Source organism: Lysobacter sp. N42, from assembly GCF_004344885.1.
Genome location: NZ_SKFB01000005.1, coordinates 63,446 through 83,912, shown reverse-complemented (window position 1 = coordinate 83,912; position 20,467 = coordinate 63,446). Strand labels below are relative to the sequence as shown.

The window sequence follows — 20,467 nt, the reverse complement described above, 5'->3', positions numbered from 1 at the left end:
GTTATAAGTATCACGAAACCTTAAAATGTCAATTTAAAATGCAAATTAGTATTTTTCAATATGCGTTTTTAATGGGTTTTATGGTGATAAAATATAATTTTGATCTTTTATTTGATCTTTTAGTTTGAATTGTCTATTTTAATAACTTATTTAAAGGTGAGAGTTATGAGAAATGTAGACAAACCGAAAATTAAGCAGCCTGCACGCACAGAGTTGACTGAAAGCAAAGTAAAAAAGTATTTGGACAAAAAGAAGTTTGAAGGCAAGTATGTTTCTTACATTACCGCGCGGCAGTTCTCTAGCGCAGGGAATGCCTCCTCAGAGCAGCTTAGCTCTTCTGAACGTCGCCAAGAGTATCTATCTGATCTAGAGCGTCGATTTGGCATTGCTCTGTCCTTTCTGAGTAATGTTTCGAATGTGAAAACCCAATATCCCATTCTGAACGTTGATGAAACAATTCGCATTGCTAGCGAGTTGAACATTCCTCACCCAAGGTTTGCTCCAAAGTCAGGCTTGGTAAAAGATGAGAATAAGGGGTATCAGGCATCGATTATGACGACGGACTTTTTGTTTGAGTATAAAGATGTCCTGACCCAAGAGGCTAATCGCATTGCAGTATCCTTAAAGTATGATCAGGATGTATCCGTCGAGGATGGAAAGGATAGGATTGTTGGACGAACGAAAGATAAGATAGAAATTGAAAGAGTGTACTGGGAAAAGACTCAAGGATATGAGTTTCGTGTGATTACCTCTAAGGCATGGATGGTACAGCCGGCTTTTTCGAAGAATATAGACATGGCACGCAGGTTCAGAGATTTGGATGTGCCAAGAGCGATTCTAAAAAACGCGACCCATGAAATGCTTAGATTGCTTGATGATACGCCATGCTATCGATTACGTGATTTTATTAATAAATCCTCTTCTGCCATTAATATTTCTTTTGAAAAAACCTACTCGATTTTTTGGTATCTCATTTGGCATAAAACTCTCAAGATAGACCTATTTAGACCACTAGAAGACTCTACTTTTGTTTACCCTGCTCAGGAGCATTACGCATGGGCATGGTAGTTGCGCATTCCTCAACTAACTTTGACTATAGAGTTAATGAACTGTTAGTTCACAAGTCAGTTCCCGGCCTCGTTTATACAGTGTGTTGGACATTTCCAACTACTAACCGGGTTGCACTCTCATTGCAGCGTGTGAAGCCTTGTAAACCTATTGTGATAGCCATCGGAGATCCAATTGATGGATATGCATTCGAAGGCTTTGATAGAGCTGAAAACGACTTCATCGGTTCAGATCTGTACAACTCTGTTACGGAAGAGAAGGAAGTCGATGCTCTGCGAAAATACCAAATAATCAAACCGCTCATTGATACACAAGAAATTGAACTGTATATCAAAGGTGATTTGTCTAAGGAAGTCCTTGAGAAATATGCATCTGCGGGTTCAATCTCTGTCCAAACCCTATACAAGTATCTTAATCAATATCTTGCTTTTGGTAGCCATCGGTTAGCATTACTGCCAATGACCCATGTCTGTGGGAAAGGCCGAAAGTTACCTCTAGATCATGAAGCTGCGAATGAAATGAAAAAAACGCGCGGAGGGAACTATATAGGTAGAAAAGGGTTGTCTGATGATTATTTAAGGAGGGACTTTAACCAAGAAGATGAGACGCGGATAAAAAAGTTTATCAAATCGATACTCCCGAGAGCCCAAAATCATCATCTTTCAGCATTGTTCGCTTTATATTCATCAAAACTCTGTACAAAAATAATTAACGTGTACGGTATCGAGGAGCTAATACCCGACCCTTTGAAGTTAATCTCATTAGAGCAATTTTCCTATCACTTCAAAAAGAATGTGAATTATAAAAAATGGGAAGTGTACAAAACTAGCTCCAAGAATGTTCAGAATAATCATGAGCTCACTGTGGGAAGGGCTCAGGACTATTCCTTAGGCCCGTCGCATACCTATGAAATTGATGCCACAACCTTGAATCTTTATGTGGTGTCTCGTGTTCAGGATGAAAACGGTAAAGACTCACCAAAGGTGCTTGGGAGACCTTATTTATATTTTATCGTAGACAGCTATAGCACTATGATTGTTGGGTATACGTTGACGTTTCAAACCGGAACTGCGGCAGTAAAAAGGGCTCTATACAACGCTTTTACAAACAAAGTTGAGTTTTGTAGAAAGTATGGAATTCCCATAGATGATAGTGATTGGCCCTGTGAGCACGTTTGTACCCGTTTACTTTGTGATAGAGCTGGAGAGTACACGACAAAGCTATTCGATGACATTATTGCAGAGGACTTAAAGCTAGAGACGATAACATATGCTCCTGCCTATTTGGGAAAACGAAAGGGCACGGTAGAAGTAAATTTTAACGCTATTGATCAAATTGTAATTCAGCAGCTAGATGGCTCGGTAAAGCGCCGACCCGCCAAAGACTCGGCTCATCCATCAAACTTCGCGAGATATGACATCCAGACCCTAAATCAACTCGTCATCAAGGCCATTCTTTCTTTCAATAAAAGAAGAGTGAACTTCTCCAGATTACAAACATTTGATGTGTTAGACGGTGTCGCTCCTACTCCTATCTCAATCTGGAACAGACACATTTCAGGCAAGATGGGTGGAGGTGTCAGAAGGCCCAAAGAACAAATTAAATATGCGCTATTAGACCGCGTTGAGGCCACTATTGGAAAAAGCGGGATTACTTTAAAGTCAAATCGACTTTCCTACTTTACGGAGCATAAGGCCTTTCAAGAATGGCAGACTGAAATAATGCTTCGTAAGACACCAAAGACAATTGATGTTAGAACCAACCCCGATGACCCGCGATTTGCATGGTTTCGTTCCAAGCAATTTGACAATGAGATTATAGAGTTCTCGATTGGAACCAATTTAGAGAGCTATGCAGAGCTTGTTTATGAGGAAATTCAGCAGCTCAGAGAGCTACAAGCGCGATCTAAATCTATAAATCGAAAAGACCGAAACCTCGACAGATTTGAACTGCAAAACCTCATAAATTCCAACCAATCATCAACTAAGAAAGTCATAGATAGGAAGGGAATGGTTGCAGGTATCAAAGACAACTTTAAAGCTGAACAACAAGCGGAGATTGTTCGTGATTCGATTGAATCAAGACTAGATTTTGGGACTTTGGACTTGTCTGAGAACTCCCAAATGTATAACGACCAACCAACGGAGTACAAAGATGAGTAATGATGATTTTTTAGAAGAACTAATTAATGGGAACCCTTTTATCGAGAGGCTTCAGAGTATGCGGCTTACTGAGTCAGAAGTGTTAGATAGACTCGAAGAAAGAAGCGACAAAAAAGAAGGGTTTAACGACGCCTCTGGCGGAGTTCGACTTAAGTATCTTTCTAAGAGGTTCTTTGTTCCAACAGAGCATACTTATGAACTCTACACTAGTATTCACGACCTGATTTTTACCGGCTACTTAAACCGACACCCAAAAGAAGATACTTATGACAAGTATCTGTGCTGTATAGAGGACGGAAGCGAAAAAGTTAAAGACATTCCCAGACCGCCCTCAATATCGGATGCGGGTAGCTCTATGTTGATTATCGGGCGCTCTGGGCAAGGTAAAACAAAGGAGATCGAAAAGGTATTGTCTTTATTTGATGTCAGTGAATACTACCATGCGCCCTCACCACAGACAGGAGGACGGCGTCTACCTCAGATACCTTACATCAAGGTGTATATGAAAAGCACCAGCAGTAAACGTCCATTCCTGATATCAATTTTGGGGGCAATAGATGAAAAACTCGGCACGAGTCTAGCTTCCAGAATACAGGGACGAACAGTCGGAGATGAAATTATTCACGTCATTAAACTCTGCCGTATGGTCGGTCTGGGACTGATCGTTATCGATGATGTTCAATTTGTACTTAATAGCAAAAAAACAAAAGATGCAAAGCGACTCACCAATGAGTTTTTAGAAGATTTATATAATGACTTAGGCATTCCAATGTTATTCATTGGCACACCTGAGGTGGTGGATTTGTTTACGGAAAAAGACCAGCCTGAGCAAACAGAGCGTCGCCTTTTGAGTGATGGTCTTGTCAAGTTGAATGCATACGACATTGAGTCTCATACTTGGGAAGAGATGGTCGAGGCAACGATGCTCAATTTTCTTGGATTGAAACCTCAATGGCTTACCGAAGATTTCAAACACCTCATATTTTATTATACGGAAGGGAATATCAGTAAACTGAAAAGGATGACAAGTTACCTTCTTAAATTGAGTGAGGAACTCTCACAATCAAATCTTTCAAATTACCTGTATGAGGCGCACATAAATACTCATATTCGTGATGACTCTATAAAACCACAATTCAAAATGAGACAAGGCAAATCAGTAAGCTCTGGCAAAAATCTTAAATTAGCTGAGAAACCTAAAGATACTGATCCTGCTAAGTCTAGAGGTAAAAATGACAAGGAATTCTTTGACAGGTTAATCGAGCAAGATTGGAGTGAGTAAGTATGATGCCGAAAGAAACCTTCGCAAGCTTGCTTATTGATAATCTTGTCATCAAAGAAGATGAATATCTGTTCGGTTATTTACACCGACTGATTCAGTTCTCAGAATGCCACAGTGAGGCGGCATTATTCAGAGAAATGGACATGCCTGCCCCAAGACGCTTTGGGGAGGCGGTTCCCAAATGGGCTGTTAGGATGAGCCCATTTTTCAGCACCATGTCCAGAGCAGAGTTAATAGAAAATCACCTTGGAGGAGGGTTTTGGAGAGGTTTTTTAGATTCTGATAGTTGGATAGACAGTCATGCTCACGTACTAAATATAAAAATAAGCATGGGTGCATATTTTCTCTTTCGTGCAGAAAGGGTTCTGTTCAGCTTTCAGTCTCTTAAATTTTGCCCGAAGTGCTACGAAGAATCTGTACAAAAATACGGATTCGGAATTTGGCGAACGAAACATCAGGATATGACCGCATTCATCTGCCACGAGCATGAAGAAGTGCTCTATCATCGCGAGAACTCTGATTTTAAGGGATTTAAGCATAGTGATGATTTTTTTGACCGCAGTAAATGTTTCCAGCCAAAGCTGACAGTTCTTCATCGTTGGTTAGATTTTGAGACCGCGCGAATTCGCTTAAAGGGAGTTGAGGCGTGTCGAGAAGAGATGAAGCTTCATAAAAGAGTATTTTTAGAAAGCAGCTTCTGTAGTGAAAAGGATTCACCGATGCGTGAGTTAGTAAAAGAACAATGGGCAAAAGCACTAAAAAAATACCTTCTCACTTTATATCCACATCATAGGAAGAATATTGAAGCTCTCGCACATACATCCATGGTGGATCCAATAGAGTTAATGGCATGTCGTAAACCAACTCATCCATTAATTTTTCTACTATTCAAGCTGTTCTCATTATATGAGCTTGAATTACCCTCGCCTGAATTAAAGTCGTGAGCATTTCGATATACTCGCCTCGGATCCAGAACAATGAAACCATCTATTCTTATGTTTCAAGGTGTCAGCACATCTGGGGCATAGTGAATTCGCGCGTAGTTGCCCGGGATTGGTTTGGAAGAGATTCTGTAAGTATCAATCAAGAGTTACCGACGGAGTTGAGTAAAATTTCAGAGGGCGCTGACTACGACTTAGATTACCTGCTGTCTCATCATACGTTGTACAACATTTATGCGCATTTCACGAATCAGTCTGAAAAGTTAAAACGATTGATGTTGGGGAGTAATGCTCAATCCCTTGCGAATGTCTCAATGATATCTCAGCTAGGGGCTTCATCACATGACATATCCAATGTTTGTCCGTTGTGCTACGCAGAGGACATTGAGAGGATTGGGGTTGGATATTGGCGCTTAAACCATCAGTTTTATGGGGTAAAGGCTTGTGCAAAGCACGGATGTGAACTTGTTGCGCAAAGGGTCGATAGTCGACACTATACACTTCCTTCATTGCCTTCAAATCATAGGGTTGAAAAGGCATCTACAATGCAAGTCATGTTCGCAGTATTTGTTGAAGACTTTATTGCGCAATCTAAAGAGTTCGATGCAACCAAAACTGATGGCCTGAAATCCTATCCCCTTGCATTCAAGCGGGGGCGTCAGCTTGATATGAAAAGTCTTCTTCATTTTCTAGATGCAATAGAGCGTGGACTGGGACTACCAAGAACAATCAACGAAGGACATCTACGTAGACTTATCCTAATCCCTTCACAACCCATTCATCCTTTTAAAGCAACACTACTGAGGTTCGGGCTCTCTTTTCTCTCAAAAGGGCTTAGAAACTATCCTAAGCGAGAATATCGAGGCGTCAGCGAAAGACAAGCTCTCAGATGTGTATCTATGCTCCACCAATTCAAGTTCAGTATGCGGGAGATATCTCGGCGGGTTGGAGTGAGTATGAGTTATGTGAAACAAACCGCAAAACGTTTAAAGCTCCCGGTAGATGAGCGCAGAAAATTTATTACAGCTGACATGGAGAGAAATATCATTGATATGGCAATCAATGGGCAGTGCAGAGAAAGCATTGCGAGCAAGTTTGAGATATCAGTGGGCGCTGTAGAGCAGATTATCCAATCAGTGCCCAATCTCACCAGCTGGCGTCAGTATCTTCGGATGCTTGAAAAACGAAATCAAGCTCGCAGCGTTCTGGTGGCATTAATCCAGCGCCACCCAAATTACTCACGAACTCAGTTAAGAAAGCTTGCGCAAAAGGAGTATAAGTTTTTATACACCTATGACAAAACATGGCTATTCAAAAACTTGCCCAAACCACAGAAGAGAGTCTATCACGGGTATAAGCAATGGATTGAGCGGGATAAAAGCCTACTTGTAAAACTTAAAGATTTGGTTCGAAATTGGCTCCTTCAGCAGCGTACAGTGCCTTCGTTAAGCGATTTAGACAGAGCCTTTAAGCATGAAGGGTGGTTCACGAAATCCCTTCATAAAATGCCACTTTGCTGGCGTTATTACAGACGCGTGTCTAAGAGGTTTTCAAATCTACAGGAGAAAAACCATGTCAGAGAACGATGTAAAAAGCACAATTGAAATTGATATCGATTTGATTGAATCTGCTGGAGCTTATTTGGAAAAGCTTCCCAAGACACCGGGTGAGGTTTTAGAAAAATGGATTTATTTAGGCACGGCAGCAGAAAGGCAACTTACTGAAGATGAACAGTTGTTGCTGATGTCTGGGCGAACCTATTGTCTATTGAATAATAATGGTGTTTCAACCGAGGCTCTACAATGCTAAATACCAGCAGGGGAATGCATCAAATCAACAAAGTCACTTTGTTAGGTTGCTTTCGATCGTCTTTTCACACTCAGCGAGAGAACGCGCGCGTATCAATCGCTACTGTTTATCAATTGCACTATCTAATGACTCTTGAACGCTTATTTGCGAATGGGTGGCGATACCCTCTAATAAGCCTTTCCCTGCACCTGACTGTTTTTTCACGATTGAAATAACGCCCTGTCTTTCAACAAAGCACTCGACATCATCGCCCGCATTGATATTTGCGGCCACACATTGTTCTTTGGGCAATGTAACTTGTCTTTTTGCACTTACTTTAGTCATAAGTCCTCTTCGACTACTCCCCGTGAGTAGAGATTACTACATTTTACAGCTTTACTTCGGGGAAAGGTTAAATGATTGGTATTTATCCCTCACAGACAAAAGACTGGGTTAGTACGAGTATTTTCTGGCGGTTTGAATCTATAAGTGTGGATTATTAGTCCGCTACTACATAACCTAAACAAGAAAGTGTGGCCGAAAATAATAGGGCTGTTATTCGCAGCCCCAATAGCCTTGTTGCATACAAGTATCAATAAAAGCTTGCGCCTCTTGTCGATCTGATGAATTTAAATTCCGTTGGACCTGCTGATAAAGGTTTTGATTGATGCGGTGTCCAAGTAATTGAGACAGACTCATCCAAGCATAGGCTTGAGAAAAGTCAATATAGATCCCTTCGCCTCTAGCATACATCTCGCCAATAAGTGCCATGGCTTCTGCGTCTTTTCGTTTTGCAGCTCTTTCAAACCAATGAAAAGCTTGGTAAGGGTCTTGGCGTACACCTGTCGGCCCATTTTTGTACAGGGTTCCGATATTAAACATCGCATTGGTGATTAAACCTTCGTTAGCGGCTTCGACGAAGTAGTCTAAGGCTTTTCTGTAATTCACTGGAACACCAATACCTTCTTGGTAAGCAACGCCGAGATTATACAGACCTGTATTCTTTTTTGTGTAATCACCACTTGTAGCGAGTGTTAGGTTCCATTGGTAGTAAAGATGAGGGTTTCGTGGTGTACCCACTCCGTTTAGATTCATCTGCGCAACTTGGAGCATTGCATCTGAATTTCCTTGCTCTGCTGAGCGAAGATACCATTTATAGCCTTCTTGAGGATCGCGGCGAACACCACGACCTTCTCGATACATAAAGCCTACAAACCGCTGCGCGTGTTCGTTACCTTCTTGAGCATCGCTTAGGCAGGCAGGGAAAGCTTCGTTATATTGATTTGAAGTAAAAAGATCGACACAGGAGGGTCTGTCACCGACCTCAGCACCCAATGCTTGAGTGCTTAATAAAAAAAGGTTTAAAAAGACCAAGGTTAAACCAAAAGTATGCTTCATAAATACTCCTTTTTAAAAGACTGGCCACCATGGCCACTAGATTCACACAAATCCAATATGAAGGTGAGTGCAGGTTTACTTTAAGGTCAAATGATTCTATCAAAATAATTCAAAAAGACATAAACTTAAAAGGAGCCCGCAAGTTGCGGGCTCTTTCGTACGTATGAACCGGCCGCTGTGCGGTCTCCACAGTTATGGATAAGGACTATGTATCTGGCTTAGTTGTGCAGACTGCTTCCCGTTCTACTGGCGAGGTGGGGAGTTGTTGGTTTGGTATGCTTTTGAAATTATCACCTTATTGTGTCACGGTAAATCACAGTGGTGTACCACCGATAAAAGTAGGAAGTATTTGGAAGCCGCTCCGCAAATGCTAAAGAGGTATAACTTCTGAAAATGATAATTAAAATTCAATTAAGGATTAGCCAAAATGACAACTAAACAAGCCAATATTTTAATTTTTTTAGTTATAGTTTTGATTGCTGTTGTAGCGCTCAATCTTCAAAAAAAACTAACTTCGCAAAGTTGGGAATATAAAATTTCCGCTCCTAGCGACTCTAATTTTGAATCTCAGATGAACGAGTTTGGAGAAGAAGGATGGGAGTTGGTTACAGCGCGAAGAGCAACGAATAGTTACGGTGGCGCTAGCTACGAGGTAATACTAAAACGACCACTAAAATAGTAATTCTGGATTATTGTACGGCCACTCTTTGAATGGCTCTTTAGGCTGGTTTGTTTTCCTGTATTCTGGGATTTACTTGCGTGAAAGAATCCAGTCTTGTAAGTTATTGCTCAAATAATAAACGTGCGCCGACGGAGTTATGGCAAGCGAACAGCACTAGAAGAATTAGCTGCAAAAGAACCCGCTCATATAACCTCCTCATGGAAGAGTCTTTCTTGTTTTTCGCTTTTATATGCTTGTTTTGCTCCCATTAGATCGTATTCGTGTGTTTTTAAGAATGCGCATGTATCTGGAATTTGAACCATACATAGCATGAGGAGACAAGAATGGAATACTTGGTCAGCATATTATCTGGTGGGTTAAGTAGTGTAACTGTAGTCTGGCTTGCAAAAGGTTGGATTTCAGAGAGGCTGAAACAATCCATTAAGCATGAATATGCCGAAAAGTTAGAAAGCTATAAAACTGAACTGAATTCGAAAGTAGAAGGAATTAGGCACGAAAATCAGGTTTCACAACTTCGCACTTCATTGTTCTTTGACCATCAAAGGGATGCTTTTGCAGCCCTAATAACGAAAATCGCTCAAATCAACGAGGATTGGATGGCTCACTACCATCCTGACCAAGGGCTATACGAGCCTGTTCCCTCTATAGGGCGAGGTGAGTTTGAAGAATTGTTTTATCGCCATCAACTGTTTTTGGATGAAGAATGCTTATTAGCGTTGTCATTAGTGAAGAATGCTTACCGCCGTTCACTTCCATTCGATGATGGAAGCGGTGCGCCCCCTGAACAAAGTGAAACTTTCCAACATGTTTTATATATCGAATACTTACAACCTCGAATAGCTTCTGTATTTCGAGGAAAGATTGGTATTAATTCTGATCCGCAGCATTTAGTGGATATCGTAGTTTTGTCAGCAATTGAACTTGTTAATAGGTATCATTTTGCAGAAGCAGGTGTCCCACCAAAAGGAGAGTTATCAACTCTTGGGATACAAGATGCATCTGACAAGGTTAAGATTGGATTAGACAATATTGATGAACTAAAAGAGTTGCTCAGGATCTTTGATGACTACCTGAAACGCAATGGAGGCTGGTTTCACGAAGCTCAGTTAGAGGTAAGTCAAACTTTAAAAATACTGGACAAATGCTTGGCAAATCGAAGCGCCCGGACGCAGCAAAGCTGCGCTGGAAGTTGAAGCGTTTAGCTTCTCGCGAGATAAGTGAATAAATGGATGGAAAATACTTTCGTATTTAGATGGTAGCAATCCTTACGTTACGACGACCGCGATGAATTAATGCAACTTACAGCAAGTCCCTTTAGGCTGTTGTGGCGGAAAAGCCTTGGTCGAGACTCCTTTTTATAGCAAGGATTTTGGCTGGAGTGACCGAGCATGAACAACAGATCAGTGATATAGAGAATGCTTATGAGTAAACTTAAAGGAATTCTATCCAAGAGTAAGTCTATTGGTCGAAAGCTCCATGCGGGCATTCAGTCAGAATTTGAAGCTGGGAAAAAATATTGGAAAGACAACAAAGATGATGTTCGGCAGAGTGCGGAAGAAAAAATAGAATTAGGCAAAAGGTTTATCAATAGTAACGTCAAGTCTGTATCTGACTCTGTTTATGGCTTTTATTATGATGCGGCGTACTCTAATGAAAAGCTAAAAAATTTGGAAGCAGATATAGAAAACCAAGGTGGGCATTACAGAGAGTTAAACAAAAGAGATTCGACGCGAGACTCCATCGTATTGGGTGGTGAGTCAATTTCTAACCTGTTGCTTCTGAACTCAATCCCTCAAGATATTATTGACGCATACGAGGCTGCATATCCTAATTTGGCCAATACAATATCCTTTGAAGAGAAAGTCAGAGAGTTAGATAGCGAATCCTTGCTAGGGTTTATATCAGGTGTAAAGGGTAAGCTATTCGAACAAAAGTATGTCGATTATCTAAATAATGATAACTTGCCTGATGGTTATACGGCTTATTTGGCTGACTCTCCGGTTCAAAGCGGCTGGGATATAGCCATTGAAGGGCCTAATGGAGAGTACGCCTCAGTTCTCCAAGCTAAAGCAACTGATTCAGTATCGTATATCCAAGCTGCATTAGAGAGATATCCACAAATAGATGTAGTCACTACGGAGGAGGTATACAGCCACCTTGTTATGACCGGGGTTAGCGAAGGAATTAGCAATAGCTCAATTCAGAATGCTGATCTGGTCGAAGCCTTAGATGAAGCTATTGATAATGCAGAATTAACGATGAGTTTTGCTCCTCCAATATTTGCATTGGCTTTTATTGCTTACACATCATATAAAGACCAAAGTCTGAGTCTTTATCAGAAAGCATCTAGTGCAGGCGACCGAACAGGTAAAGCTTATCTCAGTTATATATTAGGCGTTGGTGTTACTGCTATCACAAACACATGGTGGTTAGGAGTTTTGGGCACAGTTACTAGTCGGATATCAAGTGATAGGGGTATTCGCAAAAGAGAAATGATAAAAAAACTCCAAGAAGTTAAAGGTAATAATCAGTTGATTATTAACAGGCTGAAGGCTCAATAAGGTTAATATTGAGGGCTTTTACATAAACACGTGGTAAGCATTTAATTTAATATTATGGTCTCTTGAAAAGCTTAAAATATTGGAAGAGCATTAAACGACTTATTTCATGAGAACACTTTGCATCATAAAAAAAAGCCCGCAACTTGCGGGCTTTTTTGTGTGTACGGACCGCTGTGCGGTCTGCATGGTGATGGTTAAGCTGCGAGGCATCAGGTCACGTATCAACGGCTAACCGATGAGGCTTGCGAGAATCTGCCACAGGGACGCCGTGAACCCATCCATGGGGGCTTCTCTTCGACGTCCCTGTCTCAGAGACCCTGCGGTCAGAAACCTCGCAATCCTCTGGTATCGGTTAGCCGTTGCATCAGACAACATCAACACAAAAGAAAAAGTCACAGCACAAGCAAAGTGCATCGAGCACTTCACTTGCGCTTGGGTGCGAGGTAGCTAGTTAGGGAGTTAGTACGGACCGCTGTGCGGTCTCCACGTTGATGGTTAAAGGCGATAAGCATCTGATAACGTGCCCCCGCTAACCGATGATGCTTTGCGAGAAGCTCCCACAGGTGCGCCTTAAGCGCATCTGTAGGATCGTCTCTTTTGCAGCAGCTATTGAGCTGAAATCATGGATACTTTCATCACAGCCAACACTTTACGGGTTATGTAAAAACTAGCTGCGGCAATAAGCCATGCAACGGGGATGAACCACCAGCCAAGAACTTCTGTTGAGCTTGGGGATACTGAATCGGTAAAACCGATGATAACGCTATTGCCTTGTGCAGCGCTCCAAGCACCTACTTGATCTGGAAATATAAATTTCGCAGCGCCAATGAGGGCAAGCACTAAGGAAAACCCAAATCCCATGATTGCCATTGAAACCATAAGCCCTTTTGAGGCTCCTCGCTTAATTCTCTGCATAGATCTGAAACCCTGAGGTAATGGACGTCCTTCGAGAATATGGTCGGTGTACTGCGCCGCAAGCTCTCGTGGGGATCCCAAACGAGCAAGAATCTCTTCAATATCGGCGCTGCCGTTTTGCTCCTGCGCAAGTTCTACCGCGTCATAAATATGCGACTCGATTTCTCGAATAACTTCGTCGGCTTCTGGTTTAGACAACCTTGATAGATATTTGGCTAAAGACTTTAAATAAGTATGAATAAGATCTCGTTCTAACATGTTTCTTCTCCCTGTTTTGTCAGAGCTGCTGGTCCAGGATTGTTGATAATAAATTCGATATCCGATACCGACTGACGCCACCGTTGGGTAAAACCCGTTAACTTGTCTAACCCTTTCTGCGTGAGTTGATAGTATTTTCTGGGACGGCTTTCACCTTCCTGTACCCAATTCGCGGCAACTAGTTCGTCTCTCTTCAAACGGTCTAGCAACGGATACAATGTTCCTTCCGTTAATTGCATTGACTCGAATTGATGAAGAGACTTTAAAAGCTCTAAGCCGTACACATTGCGATCTTTTAAAGCTGCAAGAACAACTAACTCCAAAGAGCCTTTGCGCAATTGGACATCCCACTTTTCAGTATTTTCTTCGTTATTAACCATGCAATGCACCTTACTTTGTAATACATAGTACAAATACAAGGTAATGCACTTTACTATGTATTGCAAGGTATATTTGGCAGAAGTTGTTATGGTCTGCTGATAGGTGCGTAAATCTTGAAGATGAACGTGATATTTTGCCGTTTATTATCTAATTTACTTCAATGTAGTAAAAATAACTTGCAAGCTGGGAATTCAAATACTACTTTGTAGTAAAAATAGGGGAAGGTAAACATGAGCCAGAAATCATTAGGAGAGTTTGAGCACATAGTATTGCTTGCGCTAATACGCTTGGAAGGAAACGCCTACGGCGCTTCCATTCGGCAGTTTCTTCATTCTGAAATCGACAGAAACGTAGCATTGGGTGCTTTGTATTCCACACTGGAAAGAATGGAAAAGAAGGGCTTGGTGGTGTCGGTGTTAGGTGAGGCAACGGCTCAACGAGGTGGCAGACCCAAACGCTTTTTTTCGGTCACGGCTGAAGGTAAAGCTGCGCTTCGCCATGCGAAACAAGTCATAGACACAATGTGGAAAGACGTTGCAGTTAAGGCCAGTGGTGAAAGCTATGCATTCTAAAAACGCTCAACAAGAGAATCATACTGCATTGCCCAAACTTGTAGGTTGGCTGCTGTCTAGGTTAGCTAATCCTGCTTATAAAAATGAATTGATTGGGGATTTAGAAGAAGAGTACATCGAGCGCCAAAGCGCGCATCAAGAAACGACAAAATGGTTATGTAGCCAGGCAATGTTCGCAATTTGGGATGGGCAGAAAGCTATGGCAAGAACTACAAAATTCGTAAAAGTGATAAGTATTATTTTGTGTATTTTAGCGTTACCCACCATCGTCTTTTTTGTTGGTTGGCTCGCGAATATGCAAGACCCTTCAGAACAATTGTGGCAGCTATTGGTCGATGGAAAAATACACGCTATTTTGTTCAACAGCGAATATTGGCAAAGCGCATGGAACGAACATGGCCTTGGTCAAATTGGTTTGGCTACGTTCATTAATGTGCCCGGCATTTTCTGGGCGTTGCTCTTTGCTGGCGCAAGCTACCTATTTTTGAGCAAAACCAACAGCAACTCCTGGCAATACGGTATCTTCGCGTTAGCGTTTATAGTAGTACCTTACCTACTTGGCTATGCAGCAATAAGCGCGCTTGAGCCAGAACCACAGAAAATAGGGCCAACAATCGCATTTATGGTGCTCGCACCGTTCTTCACCATTCCGGTTTATTTGGTGATTCTGTTTGGGCGGTTTAGGAAATAGGTTAGGGATACTGCGGGCTTGAGAGTTTAAATTTTGACAGCCCTACAGGGGAACTGATTGAATCCTCTATATTTCGCTGCATTTAGGGAAGATTGAGGAAGGGATTTTCTTAACTACTTTAAAATTAAATGTAGACCTGTGATTGCTAACAATGACTGGAAGGCACTAACGTTGATCGCTATGAAGTGGTTCTATAAAGTTCTAATAATGAGCTTTATGACTCTAATTTATTTGTGCTTAGTCAGTATATTAGAAGTCAAACTGATGACTGAAGCTTTAACCGGTTACTTGGCCTGGCTTGCATTCTTTTCACCCTTCATAGGGGCTTATTGGATTTTCAAAGAACCTTACAAAGGCTCTCATTTGACCTTTCGACTATTTAGTAGCATTACTGCTTTCATTTGCTTGTTTGTAATTACATATTTGCAGTTTTTGTGGGTGCTAGTGAACTTTAGAGCTATGATTGGCGGTAGCTATTGAATATAAAAAGGTGACTTCATTTTTAAATGCGGCTCATAGTAGAGTGGGAGCCTCTTGAAGTAACTTAAATTCAGGGTATCAAAATAGGGAATTAAAAGCCTGTGATAATAAACGGAATTAAAACGAAGAAGGTTGTTATATACACGAGCATCATTACTGCGATTCTTATTCCCATATGCCTGCATGGTATATGGGGAGGTATTGGCTCCGGTTTCGAGTTTTCTTCAGCTCGTTCAGAAAGACTATTTGTTTTGTCTATTGTAGCGCCAATTGTATGGTTCTTTTTTCTTCGTAAAACGATTAGGGAGTACCGTAAAACTAGCGATAGAGTGAAACTTGAAGTACGAGATGAAGCTTTGTATGTGAACGATAAAAAGGTCTTTAGCCAATTCTCAGATAAGGTCAAAGTTACGGTAATTGGCTTTCTTACAGGCTCCAACCGTTACGCCATATCTTTTACAGATGAAAATAAAAAGCCTCTGCGTGACCCAATAAGACATTATAGTTTCGATCATCACCTCGAAGACTTCGCTAATGCCTTACCGAAAGACTTCAAAGTTAAGAGACAAACGTTTTTTGGTTTGTAGTTACTGTATCGCTTCTGTAATGGATTAAATAGTTTGAACAGATTCCTACATCTACTATTCAAGAAAAAGTTTCGGCTGAATAAGCAAATTTTAGTTTTGACTGTATTGCTAGTTGGTACATTCTTGGTTTGCAGGCATCTGGCATTTTCAGCAGTATTGTTAATGGAAACCAATTTTGAAAAAGGATTGAGGAATTTTTTTCTAGCTAATTTGATCAATGCGACGGTAATCACTTTTGTCTGTTATTTTGTGTTCTTTCAAATGATACTAGACACCTATAAAAGCTTTAAAGACAAACGAAGGCTAACCGTTGGTAAGAAGACCGGTGAAAAATGTAATATTCTAAAGAAAGTGGGCGGTCTATTAAGCGCAGTTATAATCGCATCAGGCTCACTACTTCTCATCGTGCTCCCATTTCCATGGCAATTTCAGGCTTACGAGGCTTATCAAAGCTATTCAAATCATTTAGAAAGTTCAAAAAGGCTGGAGGAACTTCAATTGAGATTGGAGAAACAAGACGAGGAGTAGTAGGTAATACAGAAAAAATAGCACTCCTCAAAATGCCTACAAATCGAATTACTCTCATTACTTGCTCAGCCCAAACCAATCTTGTAAGTTATTGCTTAAATAATAAACGCACGCCGATGGAGTTATGGCAAGCGAAGAGCAGTTGAAGTATCAACTGCAAAGAACCCGCTCAGATAGTTTCCTCATGGAAGAGCCTTTCTTGTTTTTCGCTTTTGTGTGTTTGCCTTGATGACTCATGAGGAAGTTAGAAATGCAATATATTAAAAAGCTCAAGCTTTTCAACTTTAAAAGGTTTAGAAAATTTGAGGTTGAGTTTAGCTCTGAGACTAATACGATAATTGGTGATAATGAGTCAGGAAAAAGCTCAATTCTTCAAGCGATAGAGCGAGTGGCGAGAACAGGAAAGAGGGCCGGTTCGAAGTTTTTGGGATGTGCGAGCTATCCTAAGTGTAAGTTTACTAGAAGTGCTTAACAACTTGGCGTCAATAAACAGTACTGAACTTTAAACAGACAATTGGCAAAATTGGTTGAAGAAGGTATTGTAAAAATATTGATTATTAGAAAACCTGCTAAGGAGAGCAATAATATGAACGTAAAGCTCATCTCGTTTTTATTCACCTGTTTAGTACTTACCGCGTGCACTTCCACGCAGGAATCACCTTCTCAATCACAGCAATCAAACACAACACCTACAATTACCGATAGTAGGACATCGAGTGATCCTGACTATGGCTACACTTCCCATAAGCCGATTGAGCTGGGGGGCTTTTTGCGTGGAACTCGTTCGGAAGGGGCGCATATAGATTATTTTGAAAGCTTAACTGGCCCCAACGGTGAGAAAGTGGAAGTGCATCGCCTCGGAAGTTGCTGCGGATTTGAGGATGACTCATTACCATTTGGCGGTGGTTTGCTTGATCGTTATCACCTGAGCTACCGTGGAATCCCCGAGCCAGTGGTTATTTACGTAAATCTATACCGATTCAATAAGCCAATGGCACCGATGGGATTTCTTCTTGAATAAAAGATTTCTTTATTTAGCAGGCCTTTGCGCTTCCCTATCTTTCTCGGCTGTTAGTTACGCATGTGACTCTTTGGAAGACTGTATTGCAGAGTATTCTTTAGTTGAAAAAGGTAGCCATAGGAGTAGCGCACAAGAAATGGAATTGGTAACAAAGGTCCGAACGTATGGGGCTGAAGCGATTTCATATCTGCTCCCACTTTTAGAGCATGATGACGCGGCTGTTCGAGAATTGGCTGCGTATACCATGATTGATATCGAAGGTTTGTCGTCAGAACATTTTGGAGCATTAAGAGAAGCAGCTGAAAATGAAGTGGGCTGGATATATCGCGTGTTAGCTCGGCTTGGGACGCCTCAAGCAATCGATTACCTAGTAGAGAAATTTCGGAAAAGACCGAGTTCTGGCTCTGCTCTGGCTGAAGCTCTTCGAATGCTTGGTGCAAAAGGGGCTATCTCTATTGCTGAGTTATTAGCATGTCTGGAACAGTGTGATGAGCGTTTGCCGAGGGCGGTTTCTTCTGTTTTCAGAGGTTTAAATGAAGATGGTTCTTCGGCAATTCCTCGATTAATGGAAATCGCGACGGATGAGCGATTTCATATTTCGAGCAGAAGAGAAGCTATATCTAGCATTGGAGAGATTGGTGAGAGCTCAGGGGGTGTTGTTCCTCAATTGATTGCGTTAAAAGAGTCAACTCCACCATTTGCTCATACTATCGACCGTGCACTAATCGATATAGGAGTCGAAGAGGCTCTGCCTGGAATAATTCACAGACTCCCTAGCGATTCTTATTATGCATTGAGAGACCTCATAACACTCGGGGATAAAGGCTATGATGCGGGCCCGATAGTTTTAAATTACCTTGATGACCCTGATTGGGATGTCCGAGTAATTGCCGCAGAAGCTTTAGGGCATATTGGATACTTACCAGCGGTACCAAATTTAGTTGATATTTTGTCTGGGGGTCATGACTGGAAACTCGATTACGCTGCGATTTTATCTTTGGCTAGGCTTGAGCAAGAACAACTGTTGGACGAGTTAGAGCGGGTTCATAACTCTCATTGGTACTCACCTGTTAGAGAGGTGGCTAGGGTTTCAATACAACACATTAGAACCGGTGCGGCGATTGATTTGAGTCACTGGTGGCGTTTCGGTAGAGCTGAAAATAGCCCTGAGACCTGTACGGGAGTAGCTTATGAAACTATCGAGGAATTAGAGGGCACTAAGCTATATTCTAGTCGAGATGAGGATAGAAAGCAGTTAGAGATCTTGTCTTACGATATCGAAGTTGTGGGGGTTGGCGCAGCAGAGGGCACGGAGCCGAATGACAATGGTATTATCGAAATTACCCCTGAAAATATGGTTGAGTATGTGGAAATTATTGAACAAGTACCAAATATTGGGCTTAAAGTCCCTAACGGCTGGCTTGTAGGTGCGAGCCGAGGCGAGTGGGGAGGTGAAATTGTTCATGTAGCCTCTAATGGTGACAGGTTGTTCTTAGTTAATGAGAATGTCGAGGATATATTTCCACTGGGAGACAAAATTATTGCAACAGCTGGACTTGCTCATTTGTCAAGCAATAGAGGCATGTTGTTAGAAATTAAAGAATCGGAAGACGGAGTATATTCTGCCTCTCCGTGGCGGCGCCTCCCTGGTGAACCTGTTTCTTCATGGTTAATTGAAGGGAACAAACTTCTAGTCAATACCAGAGGTGCAGGCAGTGTTGTAGTGGATGCCGACGGCACCTTGAGTATGGCCGAGTGCACCATTGTTAATGAAGACTCATGATCTTTTAAGAGTCTCGCTAAGCATGTATATACGGAGCTCCGTAAGTCTGACGAAGAAAATTAACAGGGCAATTAGTATTCATGGAAAATGAATTTTTCATTAGCAGTAAATTTTTCTCATTTCGCGGAAAAATGGATATTACTGATAGCCATGATCAATTGTTATATGAGTCTGCTGGCGAGTTAGCTTTACTCAGTCCTACTTGGACTATTAGTCAAAATGGTCTGCCCCTTGCGAGAGTCCAAAGGAAGATCTTGAGTTTCGTGCCTACTTGGCTTGTTTCTGGAGAACTCGGAAACTTTCAAATTAAAAGAAAGGTGTTCTCTGTTACTCGTTGTTACGTCGTTATTGGTGGCGTCCATGATGGGGTAACGATTGAAGGTAACTGGTCAGACTTGGAATTCAGTATCAATAGCGAAGAGGGAATGATTGCTATGGCGACCGGATCAGCTTTCTCTTTGCGAGACAAGCATCGTATTGAAGTTGTTCAACCCGCCAATAATGGGGAACTACTTACAGTAATTGCTATGACTACTCTGCTTATGGACAAGCGGTCTCAAAGGTTTTCTCTCTCAGTGAATAGCAATAATTAGCGATTGAGGTAATATTAATTTTCCGAATAAAATTCGCGCTAATGGTTAGGTTACCGACCGTATACATTTGATGAAATTAGTAAATATACCATGAGAACCACTGTCATTATTTTAGTAGCTTTAGCTTTGATTGCAGCTATCGCACCACTCACCGTAAAGCTGTGGCCTAGGAGTTACATGCAAGATGCGGTTCTGCTCTGGTTAAATGATGACGAATGGACGCATATACTAGCGCTAGCAGAGCAAACTCCTTATACACATATTATTTGGAGCGAGCCGTTGACCCTAGTAGGTACGAGAACAGAAGACGGTATAAATTGGCACGAAGAACCTAATATTAATGAACTCGTTTCAACTGCGAAAGATTATGGTTTTTTATTGATTGATATCCAGCTTTATTCCGGAAGTTGGACGATAAATGGTTTCGATGATGTCGAGGTTAAGCAGTCAAACGAAAATGAAGTTGTTCATATAGATTCTTATTATCAGAAAGGTTTGACGTCCGCTGAAACAAGGTGCTCGACCGAATTAATTGAGGCGGAGAGTACCGGTCGGTGCTATCAAAAAGTTTTTGGTGGCTGGGTTCGTTACAAAGAGTGGTTCACAATTCCGCATCCCTCGCTTAGACCTCAGTAATAGCATTACCACCCCAACCCCCGATACTAACCGCCACATCTTAGGCACGACCCCATTTTCAGGAGTCGTTCGCGAACTGGTTCATTCTTATTCTTGTTGGGTTAGATAGACTCAACGACCCTTGGCACACAACTTGCTGA

23 protein-coding genes are annotated in these 20,467 nt (G+C 41.6%); 19 read left to right on the top strand and 4 right to left on the bottom strand.

What is annotated here, in order from left to right:
- Positions 1–165: 165 nt before the first annotated feature.
- Genes EYQ95_RS11375 through EYQ95_RS11350 form a run of 6 tightly spaced genes read left to right on the top strand, consistent with a single transcriptional unit; the run spans position 166 to position 7,262 of the window.
- Positions 166–1,068: a TnsA endonuclease N-terminal domain-containing protein gene (locus EYQ95_RS11375; RefSeq protein WP_111916080.1), complete on the top strand. Its 903-nt coding sequence runs from the start codon at positions 166–168 to the stop codon at positions 1,066–1,068.
- On the top strand, positions 1,056–3,230 hold the full coding sequence (locus tag EYQ95_RS11370; RefSeq protein WP_111916079.1) for a transposase: 2,175 nt from the start codon (positions 1,056–1,058) through the stop codon (positions 3,228–3,230). Before EYQ95_RS11375 ends, EYQ95_RS11370 begins: the two co-directional genes overlap by 13 nt.
- On the top strand, positions 3,223–4,512 hold the full coding sequence (locus EYQ95_RS11365; protein ID WP_111916078.1) for an AAA family ATPase: 1,290 nt from the start codon (positions 3,223–3,225) through the stop codon (positions 4,510–4,512). Before EYQ95_RS11370 ends, EYQ95_RS11365 begins: the two co-directional genes overlap by 8 nt.
- 2 nt (positions 4,513–4,514) lie before the next feature.
- Entirely contained in the window at positions 4,515–5,456 is a 942-nt protein-coding gene (locus tag EYQ95_RS11360; protein ID WP_111916077.1) for a TniQ family protein, read from the top strand.
- Positions 5,453–7,057: a TnsD family Tn7-like transposition protein gene (locus tag EYQ95_RS11355; protein ID WP_111916076.1), complete on the top strand. Its 1,605-nt coding sequence runs from the start codon at positions 5,453–5,455 to the stop codon at positions 7,055–7,057. The genes EYQ95_RS11360 and EYQ95_RS11355 overlap by 4 nt, the downstream gene beginning before the upstream one ends.
- Entirely contained in the window at positions 7,026–7,262 is a 237-nt protein-coding gene (locus tag EYQ95_RS11350; RefSeq protein WP_111916075.1) for a hypothetical protein, read from the top strand. The genes EYQ95_RS11355 and EYQ95_RS11350 overlap by 32 nt, the downstream gene beginning before the upstream one ends.
- 99 nt (positions 7,263–7,361) lie before the next feature.
- Here the strand turns inward: EYQ95_RS11350 and EYQ95_RS11345 are convergent, their stop codons facing one another.
- Complete coding sequence (locus EYQ95_RS11345) at positions 7,362–7,586, bottom strand: AbrB/MazE/SpoVT family DNA-binding domain-containing protein (RefSeq protein WP_111916074.1); 225 nt, start codon at positions 7,584–7,586, stop codon at positions 7,362–7,364.
- Positions 7,587–7,796: 210 nt separating this feature from the next.
- The gene (locus EYQ95_RS11340; protein WP_111916073.1) at positions 7,797–8,639 is read right to left on the bottom strand and encodes a tetratricopeptide repeat protein; all 843 of its coding nucleotides are present in this window, start codon (positions 8,637–8,639) and stop codon (positions 7,797–7,799) included.
- A gap of 427 nt (positions 8,640–9,066) precedes the next feature.
- Between EYQ95_RS11340 and EYQ95_RS11335 the strand changes: the two genes are divergently transcribed.
- The 3 genes from EYQ95_RS11335 (at position 9,067) to EYQ95_RS11325 (ending at position 11,882) form a co-directional block, all read left to right on the top strand.
- Positions 9,067–9,318 carry a DUF4177 domain-containing protein gene (locus EYQ95_RS11335; protein ID WP_111916072.1) on the top strand — a complete coding sequence of 84 codons (252 nt, stop codon included), beginning with the start codon at positions 9,067–9,069 and terminating at the stop codon, positions 9,316–9,318.
- Positions 9,319–9,644: 326 nt separating this feature from the next.
- Entirely contained in the window at positions 9,645–10,514 is an 870-nt protein-coding gene (locus EYQ95_RS11330; RefSeq protein ID WP_111916071.1) for a hypothetical protein, read from the top strand.
- A gap of 228 nt (positions 10,515–10,742) precedes the next feature.
- Positions 10,743–11,882 carry a hypothetical protein gene (locus EYQ95_RS11325; RefSeq protein WP_111916070.1) on the top strand — a complete coding sequence of 380 codons (1,140 nt, stop codon included), beginning with the start codon at positions 10,743–10,745 and terminating at the stop codon, positions 11,880–11,882.
- 606 nt (positions 11,883–12,488) lie between these two features.
- On the opposite strand, the gene EYQ95_RS11320 is transcribed toward EYQ95_RS11325, so the two are convergent.
- Both EYQ95_RS11320 and EYQ95_RS11315 read right to left on the bottom strand, forming a co-directional pair.
- Positions 12,489–13,055, bottom strand: coding sequence for a hypothetical protein (locus EYQ95_RS11320; protein WP_111916069.1), 567 nt, complete (start codon positions 13,053–13,055; stop codon positions 12,489–12,491).
- Positions 13,049–13,435: a PadR family transcriptional regulator gene (locus tag EYQ95_RS11315; protein WP_111916068.1), complete on the bottom strand. Its 387-nt coding sequence runs from the start codon at positions 13,433–13,435 to the stop codon at positions 13,049–13,051. The genes EYQ95_RS11320 and EYQ95_RS11315 overlap by 7 nt, the downstream gene beginning before the upstream one ends.
- A gap of 231 nt (positions 13,436–13,666) precedes the next feature.
- Between EYQ95_RS11315 and EYQ95_RS11310 the strand changes: the two genes are divergently transcribed.
- The 10 genes from EYQ95_RS11310 to EYQ95_RS11265 all read left to right on the top strand — a co-directional run bounded on the left by EYQ95_RS11310 (position 13,667) and on the right by EYQ95_RS11265 (position 20,327).
- A complete protein-coding gene (locus tag EYQ95_RS11310) occupies positions 13,667–14,008 on the top strand; it encodes a PadR family transcriptional regulator (protein ID WP_111916067.1) in 342 nt (113 codons plus the stop codon).
- Positions 13,998–14,699: a hypothetical protein gene (locus EYQ95_RS11305; protein ID WP_111916066.1), complete on the top strand. Its 702-nt coding sequence runs from the start codon at positions 13,998–14,000 to the stop codon at positions 14,697–14,699. Before EYQ95_RS11310 ends, EYQ95_RS11305 begins: the two co-directional genes overlap by 11 nt.
- A 264-nt stretch (positions 14,700–14,963) precedes the next feature.
- Positions 14,964–15,179, top strand: coding sequence for a hypothetical protein (locus EYQ95_RS11300; protein ID WP_132327490.1), 216 nt, complete (start codon positions 14,964–14,966; stop codon positions 15,177–15,179).
- 101 nt (positions 15,180–15,280) lie between these two features.
- Positions 15,281–15,766 (top strand): hypothetical protein, encoded by a 486-nt coding sequence (locus EYQ95_RS26365; protein WP_111916064.1) that lies wholly within the window; start codon positions 15,281–15,283, stop codon positions 15,764–15,766.
- A 162-nt stretch (positions 15,767–15,928) separates the two neighbouring features.
- Entirely contained in the window at positions 15,929–16,294 is a 366-nt protein-coding gene (locus tag EYQ95_RS11290) for a hypothetical protein (protein WP_126266359.1), read from the top strand.
- 235 nt (positions 16,295–16,529) lie between these two features.
- Positions 16,530–16,766, top strand: coding sequence for an AAA family ATPase (locus EYQ95_RS27165; RefSeq protein ID WP_368665647.1), 237 nt, complete (start codon positions 16,530–16,532; stop codon positions 16,764–16,766).
- 114 nt (positions 16,767–16,880) lie between these two features.
- Positions 16,881–17,315, top strand: a complete 435-nt coding sequence (locus tag EYQ95_RS11280; RefSeq protein ID WP_207801117.1) for a hypothetical protein — start codon at positions 16,881–16,883, stop codon at positions 17,313–17,315.
- Positions 17,316–17,451: 136 nt separating this feature from the next.
- On the top strand, positions 17,452–19,098 hold the full coding sequence (locus tag EYQ95_RS11275; RefSeq protein WP_126266358.1) for a HEAT repeat domain-containing protein: 1,647 nt from the start codon (positions 17,452–17,454) through the stop codon (positions 19,096–19,098).
- An 80-nt stretch (positions 19,099–19,178) separates the two neighbouring features.
- Positions 19,179–19,691, top strand: coding sequence for a hypothetical protein (locus EYQ95_RS11270; protein WP_111916060.1), 513 nt, complete (start codon positions 19,179–19,181; stop codon positions 19,689–19,691).
- Positions 19,692–19,781: 90 nt separating this feature from the next.
- Entirely contained in the window at positions 19,782–20,327 is a 546-nt protein-coding gene (locus EYQ95_RS11265) for a hypothetical protein (RefSeq protein WP_126266356.1), read from the top strand.
- Positions 20,328–20,467 lie beyond the last annotated feature (140 nt).